Annotated in this window: 12 protein-coding genes; 9 read left to right on the forward strand and 3 right to left on the reverse strand. The window is 39.1% G+C overall.

All coding sequences use genetic code 11. The annotated features are described in order from the left end of the window. The 5 genes from JHD79_RS10995 to JHD79_RS11015 all read left to right on the forward strand — a co-directional run. A partial coding sequence (locus JHD79_RS10995; protein WP_199119284.1) for a hypothetical protein occupies positions 1–186 on the forward strand: 186 nt, incomplete at its 5' end. Between the two features lies 1 nt (position 187). Beyond that, positions 188–475 carry a 50S ribosomal protein L20 gene (gene rplT / locus JHD79_RS11000; protein ID WP_199119285.1) on the forward strand — a complete coding sequence of 96 codons (288 nt, stop codon included), beginning with the start codon at positions 188–190 and terminating at the stop codon, positions 473–475. A gap of 241 nt (positions 476–716) precedes the next feature. Then, on the forward strand, positions 717–2,054 hold the full coding sequence (locus tag JHD79_RS11005) for a pitrilysin family protein (protein ID WP_233164648.1): 1,338 nt from the start codon (positions 717–719) through the stop codon (positions 2,052–2,054). 42 nt (positions 2,055–2,096) lie between these two features. Next, positions 2,097–2,891 carry a pitrilysin family protein gene (locus JHD79_RS11010; protein WP_199119287.1) on the forward strand — a complete coding sequence of 265 codons (795 nt, stop codon included), beginning with the start codon at positions 2,097–2,099 and terminating at the stop codon, positions 2,889–2,891. Next, positions 2,780–3,379, forward strand: coding sequence for an insulinase family protein (locus JHD79_RS11015; RefSeq protein ID WP_370583324.1), 600 nt, complete (start codon positions 2,780–2,782; stop codon positions 3,377–3,379). Before JHD79_RS11010 ends, JHD79_RS11015 begins: the two co-directional genes overlap by 112 nt. Positions 3,380–3,402: 23 nt before the next feature. Here the strand turns inward: JHD79_RS11015 and JHD79_RS11020 are convergent, their stop codons facing one another. Genes JHD79_RS11020 through JHD79_RS11030 form a run of 3 tightly spaced genes read right to left on the reverse strand, consistent with a single transcriptional unit; the run spans position 3,403 to position 7,261 of the window. After that, positions 3,403–4,140 (reverse strand): MIP/aquaporin family protein, encoded by a 738-nt coding sequence (locus JHD79_RS11020; protein WP_199119289.1) that lies wholly within the window; start codon positions 4,138–4,140, stop codon positions 3,403–3,405. A 16-nt stretch (positions 4,141–4,156) separates the two neighbouring features. Then, positions 4,157–5,647 (reverse strand): glycerol kinase GlpK, encoded by a 1,491-nt coding sequence (glpK, locus tag JHD79_RS11025; protein WP_199119333.1) that lies wholly within the window; start codon positions 5,645–5,647, stop codon positions 4,157–4,159. Positions 5,648–5,668: 21 nt separating this feature from the next. Next, a complete protein-coding gene (locus JHD79_RS11030; RefSeq protein ID WP_199119290.1) occupies positions 5,669–7,261 on the reverse strand; it encodes a glycerol-3-phosphate dehydrogenase/oxidase in 1,593 nt (530 codons plus the stop codon). 146 nt (positions 7,262–7,407) lie between these two features. Between JHD79_RS11030 and JHD79_RS11035 the strand changes: the two genes are divergently transcribed. From JHD79_RS11035 to JHD79_RS11050, 4 genes are all read left to right on the forward strand, one after another. Next, positions 7,408–8,172, forward strand: coding sequence for a DeoR/GlpR family DNA-binding transcription regulator (locus JHD79_RS11035; RefSeq protein WP_199119334.1), 765 nt, complete (start codon positions 7,408–7,410; stop codon positions 8,170–8,172). A 411-nt stretch (positions 8,173–8,583) separates the two neighbouring features. Then, on the forward strand, positions 8,584–11,910 hold the full coding sequence (locus JHD79_RS11040) for a SusC/RagA family TonB-linked outer membrane protein (RefSeq protein WP_233164650.1): 3,327 nt from the start codon (positions 8,584–8,586) through the stop codon (positions 11,908–11,910). A 20-nt stretch (positions 11,911–11,930) separates the two neighbouring features. After that, the gene (locus JHD79_RS11045; protein WP_370583323.1) at positions 11,931–13,514 is read left to right on the forward strand and encodes a SusD/RagB family nutrient-binding outer membrane lipoprotein; all 1,584 of its coding nucleotides are present in this window, start codon (positions 11,931–11,933) and stop codon (positions 13,512–13,514) included. A gap of 23 nt (positions 13,515–13,537) precedes the next feature. Continuing rightward, positions 13,538–15,082, forward strand: coding sequence for a DUF5689 domain-containing protein (locus tag JHD79_RS11050; protein WP_199119292.1), 1,545 nt, complete (start codon positions 13,538–13,540; stop codon positions 15,080–15,082). Positions 15,083–15,138: the final 56 nt, after the last annotated feature.

A 15,138-nucleotide genomic window follows, 5' to 3' on the forward strand; every position in this document is an offset into this window, starting at 1 on the left:
CCCCCCCCCCCCCCCCCCCCCCCCCCCCCCCCCCCCCCCCCCCCCCCCCCCCCCCCCCCCCCCCCCCCCCCCCCCCCCCCCCCCCCCCCCCCCCCCCCCCCCCTCCCAATCCCCCCGCCACCACCCCGACCTACACTATGGCTCGATCGTCGGCAGCGTCAGATGTGTATAAGAGACAGTCCTTAATATGGCCAAAGGCTATTGGGGATCAAGAAGCAAGGTTTTTACCATTGCTAAAAACACGGTAGAAAAAGGTTTGCAATATGCATACCGTGACCGTAAAGTTAAGAAAAGAGAATTCCGCAGTTTGTGGATTCAACGTATCAATGCTGGTGCTCGTGAGCACGGTATTTCTTACTCTCAATTAATTGGTAAATTGGCTTCGAAAAACATCGGTTTGAACCGTAAAGTTTTAGCTGACTTAGCCATGAACAACAAAGATGCTTTCAAAGCAGTAATTGATGCAGTAAAATAAGATACTGGATATCAGAAATAAAAAGGGATAACGAAAAGTTATCCCTTTTTTTATGCTTTTTAATTTTAGATACCTAATTGATAGGCCTGTTCTACTTTTGATAGTTGAAATTCAATTGGTTTCCTTAAAAGGCTAAAATAATTTTTAATTTATTTGCCATTTAAAAGGATTTGTGTTTACTTGGCGTGATTATAATTATAAATACCGGCAGCTACTTATGTTTCCAAGATTTTTCTTACTAATGGCAATATTTCTTTATTGCACCAAACTGTCTGCACAGCAAAAAATTGCAGAAAACATGTATTTCAAGAAATTGGCCAACGGATTGGAAATCGTTGTTGTAGAAGACCATACTGTGCCTTTGATCACTATCGAATTGGGATGTAGAAATGGCTCTTTTACAGAAACAGATCAGTTTAACGGCTTAAGCCATCTATACGAACACTTGTTTTTTAAAGCAAACAAAGATTATCCCACTTTTGAAAGTTTTAACAATAGAATGAATGAATTGGATATTAATGCCAATGCAACAACTAGGGAAGAAGTGGTGAATTATTATTTCACACTTCCATCGTCCAATTTAAAGCAGGGACTAAATTTCATGAATTCAGCGATAAGGTATCCCAAGTTTAGAAAGGAAGATATGAAATTGGAAAACGAAGTGGTGAATGCCGAATTTACAAGACATGAATCTAGTCCTATTTTTGCATTGATGGAGGCTAACTCAAGACATATGTGGGGGCAGAATTATTCCAGGAAAAACGTTATTGGTAGTCATGATGTGATCTTGTCGGCCACGCCGGCCAAAATGGATTCGATCAAAAACAAATATTATTGGCCTAATAATTCTGTACTGATTATTGCAGGCGACTTAAATGTAAACGATACCTATAAGCATGTAGAGTCGATTTTTTCTTCATGGAAGCCCTCATCATTTGATCCATTTCAAAAATGGCCGATCCCAGAATTCAAACCCTTGGTGAAAAACGATTTTTACTTTGTCGAATCGGACAAGATTGCGGTACCATTTATGTTGTTTAGTTGGCATGGTCCCGATACCAGAAATGATGTGGCTGCAACCTATGCAGCTGATGTATTTTCTTTCATTGTGAATCAGAACGGTTCGAAAATGAAAAAAGCACTTATTAATTCAGGACTGGCCCAGGAAGCAAATGTAAATTATTATACACAGAAATACACAGGTCCGATAAGTTTAATGGTTAACCCAAATCCCGATAAAATAAAAGCTTGTTATGAGGAAGTCCTCAGGCAATTAAGTTTATGGGCAGATGAAAATTATTTGTCAGATACACAGATTGAACGGGCTAAAAGATTGTTGTCCATTGAACAGGTTAAAAGGAGAGAGGTTACCTCCGATTATGCGCATCTACTGTCATTTTGGTGGGCCTCAGCTTCAATAGAATATTATACGCACTATGAGGAAAACCTGAATAAGGTGACTAGAAAAGACCTGATAGATTACGTAAAGAAATATATCTTGAATAAACCTTTTTGTGCAGGTTTGATGTTGAACAAAGAGGGGATGGAAATCGTTAAGCCTCAAACATTCTTTAAATAAACTGATAATGGCATTCCCTCGTTAAAAATATACCATACCCCAATGAAAAAATATATACTTTCCATAAAATTGCTTTTGATTTTTTTTGTAGCCAATGCACAAACTAAGCCGATTAGTTTTGAGGTGAATGGTTTAAAAGTGATCTTACAGCCAACGCAAAAAGAAACAGTGAGCATGAAGATGTATTTTAGGGGCGGAGTAATGAACTATAGTGCAGCGCAAGAAGGTATAGAGAATTTGGCCTTATCAACTGCAGCCACCTGTGGAACCAAAAATTATAGTGTAGCTGATTACCATGAACTTGCCGATGAATATGGTATTGAGATTGCTGGTGAGTCCACCAGGGATTATGGTTCCATCAGTATGGACTGTATTTTGAAATATTATGAAAAAGGTTGGAAGTTATTTTCTGATGCCATTGTAAATCCTGTTTTTGATGAAGCAAATTTTAATATAGAAAGAGACAAGATTCTATTATCCATCTTGGGTAGTGGCTCCAATCCAGAGATTAGGGTAAAACAATTATCCATTCAAGCTATGTTTGCGGAAAGTCCATACAGTAAAGACCCACTGGGATCAACAGATGCTGTTAGGAAATTAAGAATAGATAGCGTTAAAAACTACTATTATAATGTGCTATTGAATAGAAATAGAATGTTTTTGGTGGTAGCAGCAAACCTTACAAAGGAAGAACTGGAAAAAGCATTAAAGAATCATTTGCATCAATACAGTCTAAAGCATATTCAGCTCCAGTTTATGAACAAAACGAACTCAAAGGAGAAAAGTTATTGGTTGAGCATAGACCATTGGCCACAAATTACATTAGCTGTATCTTGAATGCCCCTAAAATGAATAATCCTGATTATCATTCTTTCAGATTACTGATCAATATTCTTTCGGGTAATTTAAATTATGAACTAAGAACCAAAAGAGGGTTGTCTTATAGTCCAGGTGCGGAAGTTGTTGAACAACAAATACCTTATATGTCAATGTATGTAAGTACAACGCAACCTAAGCAGGCCTATAAAGCCATGGTAGAAGTTTATGCCAACATTAGGGCAGGACATTATAGTGAAGATCACCTGATCGGTCTGAAAAAAAGCCATAGAGATCGGTTCTATCGCCATCAAGAAAGTGCAAGCTCCATCGTGAGCGATCTGGGAAATGCAGAAATTTTTGGTGATTATAAAATGTATGAAAATATGGTGGAAGCGTTCAACAAAGTGAAGTTACAAGATATTGCCAGTTCATTCAACAAATACCTAAAAGGTGCCATATGGATTTATGTAGGGGATGAACAGCTGGCAAAAGAAACATTCAAATAATACGGAAACAAAGGAGAGGGATGTTAAAAGTTAGGATTCAAAAAAAGGTATAATAATGACGCTAATGTAGCACCTATGATTGGGCCCACAATGGGGATCCAGGCATAAGACCAATTGCTGCTTCCCTTACCTTTCATGGGAATTAAACTGTGAACAATACGCGGGCCTAAATCCCTGGCCGGATTAATGGCGTAACCTGTAGTGCCTCCCAAGCTAAGCCCAATGACCCAAACAAGAAAGGCTACGGGTAAAGCACCAACCGAACCTAGACCAATGGGTGTTTTTTCTTTGCCCAATTCACCTCCTGTAATATAGAAGATCACAAAGATGAGTATGAATGTACCTAATACCTCTGAAAATAGATTAGAGCGTTTGTTAGGGATAGCTGGAGCGGTAGCAAATGGTGCTGCTTTTAAATTTTTATCGTCGGTAGCCTTAAAATGATCTTTGTAGAAAAGCCATACCAGGAAAGAGCCTGTAATCGCTCCACTAATTTGTGCCATAATATAATAAGGGGCTTTTGCCCATTCAAAGCTGTGCGTAATGGATAGGGCCAATGTAACGGCAGGGTTAAGGTGGGCTCCACTATATGGGCCAGCAACTACCACTGCTACAAATACGGCAAGGGCCCAGGCGGTAGTGATTACTATCCAACCACTATTATGGCCTTTTGTTTCTTTCAATACTACATTGGCTACCACGCCATTTCCCAAAAGGACCATAATGGCGGTGCCAATAAACTCTGCTATATAGGCATTCATTTGTTTCTTTTTTAGATTAATCTTCTGTATTGGCTATGGCTGCTTTAACGGCTCTTTTCCATCCTTTTATGTTCTCCCTATAATTTTTCTGGTCTGTGGCATTAAATGTTTTATTGATTTGCCACTGTGACCTTATTTCATCAATATTTTTCCAGAAACCTGTAGCTAGGCCAGCTAAATAAGTTGCGCCAATTGCCGTAAGCTCGGTAACTTCGGGCCTGATTACCTTACATTTCAATAAGTCGGCCTGAAACTGCATTAACAGGTCATTGCTCGTGGCTCCACCGTCTACCCTAAGTTCGGTAATAGGCACTCCTGCATCTGCCTGCATGGCGTTGAGTACATCCATGGTCTGGTAGGCAATGCTTTCCAGTGCAGCTCTTGCCAAGTGCGATTTGTTGGTGCCTCTGGTCAGTCCGGTAATGATACCACGTGCATGTTGCTTCCAATAGGGAGCGCCTAGACCTGCAAAAGCAGGGACGATATAAACACCCTGTGTATCTTCTACTTTTTTTGCTAGTTTTTCTACATCGGCAGATTTTTCGATCAAGCCCAGTTCATCCCTTAACCATTGTACAACTGCACCCCCTATAAATATACTTCCTTCCAAAGCATAATTAATTTCACCATTTACCTTCCAGGCAATGGTGGTTAGGAGGTTATTGGTTGACAGTTTAGGGCTTGTTCCAATATTCATGAGCATGAAGCAGCCTGTGCCATAAGTGTTCTTTACCATGCCTGTTTGTGTGCACATTTGGCCAAATAAGGCAGATTGTTGATCGCCTGCAATACCAGCAATGGGTAATTTAGCTGCTAAAATATGTCCTGCGGTTTCTCCATAAATTTCGCTAGACGATTTTACTTCAGGTAGCATGGAAGGCGGAATATCAAAAAGGGAAAGTAATTCCTGGTCCCAGGTTAAGGTTTGGATATTATATATCATTGTCCTCGATGCATTGCTTACATCGGTCACATGGGTTTTGCCGCCGGTTAAATTCCAGACGAGCCAACTGTCGATAGTGCCAAATGCCAATTCCCCTTTTTCCGCTTTTTCCTTGGCCCCCTCTACATGATCGAGTATCCATTTGATCTTGGTTGCCGAGAAATAAGAATCGATAATCAGGCCTGTTTTTTGTTGGATCATTTCGGCGTTGCCTTGTCTCCTGAGTTCATCACAGTAGGCCGAGGTTCTTCTATCCTGCCAAACAATGGCATTATAAAGAGGTTTTCCTGTTCGCCTGTCCCATACTACGGTTGTTTCCCTTTGATTGGTAATGCCAATTGCATGAATATCGATGGCAGTTAAACCTGCTTTGGCAATAACCTCTGTAGCAACAGCTAACTGGGTAGACCATATTTCATTAGGATCATGTTCTACCCAGCCTGCCCGTGGGTAGATTTGGGTAAATTCTTTTTGTGCTAAGGCAATAATCTCACCATTATGATTAAATATAATAGCACGTGAACTGGTTGTCCCTTGATCAAGGGAGATCATGTAATTGCCCATCATTTATATTTGGTTTAAGTTCTAGCTGGCTAAAGCTTGCTCTTCTTTTTTGTTCTTTGCTTTAAACAGATACCCTTCTGCTAATTTAGTGAAAGATTCGATTTGTTGTGCTTCCCACTTTTTATCGGCTCCGATCTCTTTGGCCATAATAGCGGAAACAATTGCGCTCATTTCTATGGCCGCCTTGGCATCTATGATTAGTATCCTTAACCTTCTGCTTAAGATGTCCTCTACGGTTTCGGCCATCTCATTTCTTATACTCCAGATGACCTCTGCATAAGTGTACGGAAAATCGGGGTGTAATAACTGCGACAGCGCTTTGTTTTGCTTAATCAAGGTTTCTATATGAGATCTATCCGTTCCGTAAATGTTCATATAGTTATGGTCTGTGGCATTGTTGCAACCATGTATGGGTAGGTGTTCCGTTTTGCAGGAACTAAAAGGTAGACCTGCTTCTTTTATGGCGAGATCTACCGTTTCTTCAGCCATGCGGCGATAAGTAGTCCATTTGCCTCCCGTAATGGTAATCAGTCCTTTTGCTGATACGATTAATTTATGATCCCTACTGATTTCCTTGGTGCTATTGGCATTGTTGTCGGTGGGGGCGGCCAATGGTCTTAACCCAGAAAATATGCTGAGTATGTCATTCTCGGTAGGTTTTGTCTTGAAATAAGTACCTGCCGTGCTCAGAATGAAATCTATTTCTTGTTTTAAGGCCCTGGGCTCGAGGCTATGTTCATTTAAAGGAGTGTCGGTTGTGCCTACCAATAAGTGATCGTGCCATTGTACGGCAAATAGTACCCTGCCATCAGATGTTTGTGGAATCATTAATGCAGAATCGCTGTTAAGAAATGATTTTTTTAATACAATATGTACACCTTGACTTGGGCGTACCATATTTTTGGCTTTCGAATCATTCATTTTCAGGATGTCGTCTACAAACACGCCGGTAGCATTGATAACTACCTTTCCGAAAAGTTGAAAATGCGCTTTGGTAATGTCGTCTTGAACAATAACACCTTTAATTTGGTCATTTTCTTTGATCAGGTTAACTACTTTCATGTAGTTGATTAATTTAGCGCCTTGTTCTTTTGCGGTTTGCGCTATATTGATGGCCAATCTGGCGTCATCAAACTTTCCATCAAAATAGCGTATAGATCCTTTAAGGTTTTTTTCCTTTATCCCGGGCATCATGCTTAAAGTTTCGTTTTTGGAAAGATATTTAGAAGTACCAAAACTAAATCTTCCGGCTAACCAATCGTATAATTTTAATCCGATGAGGTATTTGGCTACCGAAAACCAGGTGTAGCAGGGAATGATAAATTCTTCTTTATGCACCAGGTGGGCGGCATTTTTTTGAAGTAGGCCTCTTTCCTTAAGTGCATGTCTTACTAATGCAATATCGCCTTGTGCAAGGTATCTTACCCCTCCATGTACCAGTTTGGTACTTCTGCTAGAGGTGCCCTTGGCAAAATCCGATTGCTCAACGAGCAGTGTTTTTAATCCCCTGCTGGCCGCATCTAATGCTGTTCCAAGGCCAGTTGCTCCCCCTCCAATAACAATTATATCCCATTCGGATTGATCAACTAGGTGATGATTGTGTATTCTTTGCATAGTGAATATGTAATAAAACGAAACAATAAGCAATTATAAGTAATCGAAATCGAAATAATAAATTCTTTATTGAAATATTTTTCTATAGTAAATATTATGACACTATTTGTATTAATTATTAAATTGCGATTAAATCAAGTATTATGATCATGACCTTGGCCGAAAGGCATCAATTTATTCTGAATCGCATACAGCAAGACCAGTACATTAATGTCGTTGAGCTCTGTAAAGAGTTAAAGGTGTCTTCTGTTACCATACGCAAGGATTTAAAGCTTTTGGAAGATAAAAACCTGTTGTTCAGAACACATGGTGGTGCTACTATTAATAATCCCTATACGGTTGATCGGCCAGTGAATGAAAAGGAGAAGCTTCAATCTGTAGAGAAAAACAAAATCGGTGCTGCTGCTGCTAAGCTGTTAAAGGAAAATGATTCTATTGTGGTGGCTTCTGGTACCACGCTTTTGTATTTTGTGAAAAATATTCCACCTGGGTTAAACCTTACCGTGGTGACTTCTTCATTAAACATTTCTGTGGAATTTATAAGGGATCCGGAGGTAGAGGTAATCCAGCTTGGGGGCTTGCTAAGGAAGAGCTCTTCGTCTGTTATGGGGGCCTATGCAGAACAGATCTTGCAGGATTTTTATTTTAACACCTTGTTTTTGGGGGTTGATGGTATTGATCTAGAGCATGGTTTTACCACAACGAATGCTATGGAGGCGCATCTAAATCGCCAGATGATCAAAGTTTCGCAAAAAGTGGTGGTATTAGCCGATTCTACAAAATTTGGTAAACGAGGTTTTGGGAAGATTTGCGGATTTGAAGATGTGGATCACATCATCACGGATAAGGGAGTTTCACAGCAGATTCTTAATCATCTGGAGGGTTTAGGGGTTACGGTGACTGTAGTTTAATTTGATTTTCTTCTTTTTCTTTCTTGTCTTTCATGTCAGTTTAGTTGATTCACCTTAGTTTCTAGGGGTGTCTGTATGAATGTTTTATTTCATATGGTTGTTTTTTATTTTTTTGTGTTTTTTCTTGTTTTCTTCTTTTTGGCTTAAAGTAGCTTTATGAGGTGTTTTGCCTTGTTCGGAAAATTAATTCTTATTTATTTTTGATAAATAGAAATTTATATTTAGTTTCAATTTGTTTTTATATTTATATTGCGAAATGTTTAGTAATATAAAACTAAATGATTTGTAATTGCGAATTGTTTCAAAATTGTTAATTGTTAGTTAACATAGCCTTAACAAAGACGGGGTAGTTTTGGGCATTCGGGAAAACCAACAAATAAAAACTAGTAAATAACCCGATATAAATTAATTATGGACAAAACAATTACTCGCAAGGCTTGCATGCGCCAGCATGTCGCGAATTATGAAAATGATTCGAAATCCCAGCTTTCTGTAATCGGTACCGTTAAGAAAGGTCAAACTAAAAAAAAGCTGAATCCAGGTATGTTCGGCTTATTTTTGCTTTCGCTTTTTTTAATTTCGCCATTATTGAAAGTGGCAGCTCAAACTGCATCACAAAACATTACGGTTAAAGGTAAGGTGGTAGATAGTGAAGATAATGTGCCAATCCCAGGTATTAGTTTAACTAATGCGATTACTAAGAAAATGTTGGGGCAAACTAATAATCAAGGTGAGTTTAGCATTACCATAGCTAAGGGTACCATTGTTAATTTTAGTATGATCGGCTATAATACCAATGCCAGTACTTTTTCTACGGCCTCAAGTGATATCGTTATTGTAATGAAATCTTCTTCCAGTACTTTAGAAGCGGTAGTCGTTACGGCTTTGGGCATCAAAAGAGAAGAAAGATCTTTAGGGTATGCAACGACTACGGTGAGCGGTGAACAGTTGACCGATGCGATTGCTGGAAACTGGACGGACGCATTGTCTGGTAAGGTAGCTGGATTAAATTTGGTCCGTTCTAATAGTGGACCTACGGGTTCGAATAAAATTATCTTGCGTGGAGAGAATAACCTAACTGGAGATAATGAGGCGCTTATAGTAGTAGATGGGGTGGTGGTGAACTCGGGTAGTGGTAAACGTACGGCAATTAGTGGAGAATCGGTTTATGCTACAGGGTCGGATAATTTACCCGCAGATTATGGTAGCGGCATTAACGACATCAATCCGGAGGATATTGAAAGCGTGACCGTCTTAAAGGGGCCTGGTGCAGCGGCGTTATATGGGCAAAGAGGAGCAAATGGAGCGATTATCATCACTACAAAATCTGGTACGGCCAATAAAAAAGGTTTGGGCGTAACCATCAATTCGAATACATCGTTTGAAAGTATAAATCGTTGGCCAGATCTTCAATTTGAGTATGGGCAAGGTTTAGATGGAGCGCTATACTACTCTTATGGTGCTACAGCCGATGGGGCTAGTACCAGTGGTACATCTTCTGCATATGGTCCGCGGTTTGAAGGACAATATTTTTATCAATGGGATCCCGTTACTCAAACAAGGGGGGTGGAAAGAACACCATGGGTGCCTTATACCAATAAGTTAAACCAATATTTTGAAGTAGGTTCTACTTATAATAACTCCATTAGTTTAGATGGCGGTACAGATAAAACTACGGCTCGCTTTTCATTTACCGATGTCAGAAACAAATGGATCATGCCCAATACTGGCTATAATAGAAACTCTTTGTCATTATCGGTAAATTCAAAAGTTAATGACAAGCTGACCATTAGCTCTAAGATTCTATACAATAAGAAATGGAGCGATAATTTACCTAGTGCAGGATATGGAAACCAATCTATTATGTATTGGTATATATTCTGGCAACCCAATGCCGATTTGGATTGGCTGAAAAATTATTGGAAAAATGGACAGGAAGGAAGAGCTATTTCTTATCCGTTTAGTTCATTTCCCGAAAACCCATACGCTATAGCCAATGAATTTTTAAATAAATCGGATAGGGATGGTGTTACTGGGAATGTTCAGGCTAACTATAGTTTTACCAAAGCGTTAAACTTAATGATAAGAACCTCTGTTGATTTGTCATATGAGCAGAGGGCACAAGAGCGTCCTTATGATGCGGGTACGAGATTGCCAAAAGGCTCTTATCGTGTTCAGAATATTTTTTCTCAAGAAATTACAAGCGACTTCTTGTTGAGGTATAATAAAAAAATTCATAAAGATTTTAACATAACCGCGAGCGTTGGTGGAAGCACCTTGCAAAATAGGTATAACAGAGATGAAGTAAGGATAGATTCATTAGTGTATCCTGGAGTATATAGTTTATCTAATAATTTAGGCCCATTGGTCACTATGCCATATAAGGCAAAATATAAAATCAATAGCTTATATGGTATGTTCTCGAGTTCCTATAAAGACTATTTATATTTAGACCTGACCGCTAGAAACGATTGGTCTAGTATATTGGCCAGTCCGCAACGTACCAATAATGTAGGTTTCTTCTATCCTTCTGTAAGTGTTAGTTTTATTCCAAGCTCGTTATTTAAACTTCCTAACAGCATCGATTTCGCCAAACTGAGGGCTTCTTGGTCTGAGGTGGGAAGTGGTGCACTTAATCCTTATTTAACGGCATTTAATTATACAACAGCTGGTAGTTTGTATAATGGTGGATTGACGAATCCTGGGACGTTGGCCAATCCGGATTTAAAACCGCTATCTACCAGGACATTTGAAGTTGGTGCAGAATTAAAAATGTTCAAAAATAGGGTAGGGCTAGATTTAGCTTTATACAAGGGCGTGACAGATGATCAGATATTGGATAGAATTGTAGATAGGTCTACAGGTTATTCAAGAATGGTTATCAATGCAGGTAGTGTATCTAATAAGGGGATTGAACTTTCGATAAATGCGACCGCTGTTACTTCAAAAAATGGCCTGAATTGGAAAGTGTTTTATACTTTCTCGGCCAATAGGAATAAGATCTTAAAATTGGCAGATAGTTCGGTGGTGTTAAGGACAGGGCCTGTTGGTGGTGGGCAAATTGTAGCAAATGTTGGCGGTAGTATGGGAGATTTGTACGGCCGTGGATTTGTAAATGCTCCAGACGGACAGATTGTATTCGATGGTACAACAGGATTTGCTTTGATTAGCCAGGATGTTAAATACTTAGGGAATACCATTCCGAAATGGAAAATGAGTATCGGTAACGAATTTAGATATAAGCGTTTTAGGTTGAATGTCTTGTTTGATGCACAATATGGCGCGGTAGCCCACTCTTTAATGAATTACAAGATGGTGGAACAAGGTAAATTAAAAAGTACATTACCAGGAAGGTATAGTGGAATTGTAGGTAACGGCGTGGTGCAAAATGCAGATGGTAGCTATAGGAAAAATGATGTGGCGACTTATGATATAGACGAATATTACCGTTCCGTAATGGGTCAAGACAATGCTGAGGGCAGTACTTTCAGTACAGATTTTCTTAAATTTAGAGAAGCCAGGTTAGATTATACCTTCGATGCTAAATTAATAAAACGTTTAGGTCTTCAAAAAGCAACGGTTGGGGTATTTGGACGTAACTTATTTATATGGTCTCCATGGCCAATGTTTGATCCGGAGTTTGGTACGCTGAGTGGGACCGATATTGTTCAGGGTTTCGAAACAGGTCAGTTCCCGTCAACAAGAACTTTCGGATTAAATCTAGTAGTAGGATTTTAATATTACTTACTTATATGAAAATGAATATAAAAAAAATAATTGTGCTCTTGATCGGGGTTGGCATTTTAGCTCCATCGTGCACAAAGGAATTTGCTGATATTAATACAAACCCAAATAACACACCAAATGCCTTGCCACAGCAATTATTGGCACCAGCGTTAGTAAATACACTTTCTACTAATATGGTTAGAAATCGTAATTTCAACAATGAACTGATGCAGGTTACCGTAGATGTAAATGATTCGGAAGGTAAAGTGTTTAGGTATGACTTCAGGGACAGCTGGTCTGATTATACGTGGAATGGCTGGTACAGTCAATTGACAAATTTCAAAGATTTATATAAATCAGCAGCAGATCCTGTAAATGATAATTCAACTTACAGGGGTATTTCATTAGTATGCCAAGCTTGGATCTATTCTTTATTAACAGACACTTATGGTGATGTGCCTTTTTCGGAGTCTAATAAATCTAGGGATGAACAGATATATGAGCCTAAGTTTGATAATCAGAAAGACATCTATCAGGGGTTATTTGCAATGCTAGAAGAGGCAAATGCCTTGTTTAAGTTAAATAAGGCAATTGTAGCGAATAGCGATCCAATTTATGCAGGTAATATTACCAGATGGAGAAGGTTTTGTAACTCTTTGTATTTAAGGTTGTTGTTGCGTGTTTCGGGAAAAAGTGATGTGGCCAATGATGTTGTAGCAAAGATTCAGCAAATTGCTGGAAACGCTACAGAGTATCCAGTTTTTACCAGTAACGATGATAATGCGGTGCTAAAGTGGACAGGTGTAGCGCCTTATGCTTCGCCATTTGTTACAGCTGTACGTGATCAGGATTTTCGGGTACCTGCAATTGGAAGTTTTTTCATCGATAGACTTAGGGATTGGGAAGACCCAAGATTGAATATTCCGGTATATGGCAAGAATGGATCAAATAGATTAGGTATTGCGCCTGCATCAGGCTTGTTCATAGGAGTTGAAAGCGGTTATTTGCCTGGTACAGGTGTTGTTAGGAATGCCTATTTCTATTCGATGTCGCAAACTGTAACGGTAAATTCAGTGGCTTATCCTGCTCAATCTTTGCAGTTAGAGCCGTTAACAGGTATGATCATGAACTATGCCGAATTGCAATTTATTTTAGCCGAAGCCTCACTTAGGGGTTGGATCACAAATCCTGCAGATGTGTATTATAAAAATGGGGTAAGAGGAGGAATTACACAATGGTTGCCCAATTGGCCTAATGGTACGGCCGTAACTACCGTTCCTACTTCTACAGAAGTAACTAATGCATTAAATGCATACTTGACTTTTACTGGAATGGATTGGGATACAGGTTTGCCTTTGACGGATTTGATGGAAAGACTTCACGTACAAAAATATTATGCCATGTTCTTGGTAGATTTTCAACAATGGTTTGAATATAGAAGAACAGGACATCCTATTTTACACAAAGGTTTAGGGTTGAGAAACAATGGGGTAATGCCGGCACGTATGAAATATCCAATTTATGTTCAGTCCACAAATCCAACGAGTTATAAAAAGGCCATAGCTGCACAAGGTACGGATTTAATTTCTACACAAGTTTGGTGGCAAAAGCCTTAACATATAAAAGTAATTAATTAGATATGAAAAAGTTATCAAATTTAGTTTCATACCTGTCGTTGATCCTGATGGCAACGATAGTGGTATCCTGTGATAAGAAAAATTATAAAGGGGGTGAGGCAAGTCCCATAATCAATATTGAGTTGTTAAGAGATTTGTATAAAGGTTCCGATTTGACCTTAATACCCGATGTGATCTATAATGCCCAACATGTAGGAGGTGTCGTAATTTCAGATTATGTAGAAGGAAATATTCCCTCCAATCTTTTAATCATCCAGAGTTCAAGGGGGTATAGAGGATTACGAGGTATAGCAATTAACATAGGGGCAACTGAGGCGGCCAAATATGCTCCAGGCGATTCGGTGCACGTTAACATTCAAAATGGAGTATTAAAAAGAATAAATGGAATTTTACAAGTAACAGGAGTAGATGCAAGTAAAATACAAAAGGTAGCTACCAATAGAAGTATCATTATGACCTCGGCGTCGGCCGTTGCAGTAAAAAATGATCCAAATACTTATGAAAGTAGATTGGTTACGATATATGGTAGTAATTTTGAGCCTAACATTGGAGTAGAAACTTTAGAAGGGGTGAAAGATTTAAACGATGGTAGCGGCGACATGCAGTTATATGTATCTTCAAATGCTATTTTTAAAAGCGAATTTTTACCGTATTCGGCTAACGTTACTGGTATTCTATTTGGTTCAACTACAGGTAAGATGCAGATCTACCCTCGTAAAAAGGCTGATTTTGTACCGACTAGTATTGTTGTAGACCCCAATATTCCATTGGGACCTACACCTGTTGTGATTACCGCATTGATGTGCGATCCTGCAGGTACAGACACTAATCAAGAGTATATTCAGTTTATGGCTACTCAAGATTTAGATTTTAGAAAGACTCCTTTCTGTGTGATTACGACCAATAACGCTGGCGCTTCTAATCCAAATAACGAAGCTCCGCCAAGAGGATGGGCCACAGGCGCTTTACGTACTTATAAATTTAACATTACCAGAGGTACTGCTGCTAAAGGAACTTTCTTTTATGTAGGCGGATATAAGAAAATAAATGGTTCGAGTTCTACTGATATTGCGGGTACCTCTAATTGGGCGGCAAGTAAATTGTATGGTTCGGACAAGGGTGATGACGATATCGGTGATATTACGACTAACTTGTTGGCTAATAGTGGTAATGCGGCAGGGGTAGCTATATTTAAAGGCACTAATGTAGATATAAATACTATCCCAATAGATGTGGTAATCTATGCTGGAAATGGTACGATTTTTAGTGCAGGCCCCCCGGCTGTCGGTTATGCGATATCTGATAACGACAGGTACAAAAGATATAACGGTGCGACCTTCCAACCCTTCTTAAATCAAGGAAACAATACGGGAAGGTATTTTACAACCATTACCCAAGGATCTATTAATGTTTTGGGGGGAGTATTTGATGTAACGCAAAATAAATGGACAACCGCTAGGGCTAGTAATTCTTTGATTGCACTTACCAATACATCTCAAGTTAGCGAGATCGAAACGGGTACCAAAATAACCAAATTAACTTACTAATAATTAGGGGAGTTATGTATTTGAAAGCCTTTAATAGTATCATTTGAAAACCTATT

The organism is Pedobacter sp. ASV28, assembly GCF_016428855.1.
GTDB lineage: Bacteria > Bacteroidota > Bacteroidia > Sphingobacteriales > Sphingobacteriaceae > Pedobacter.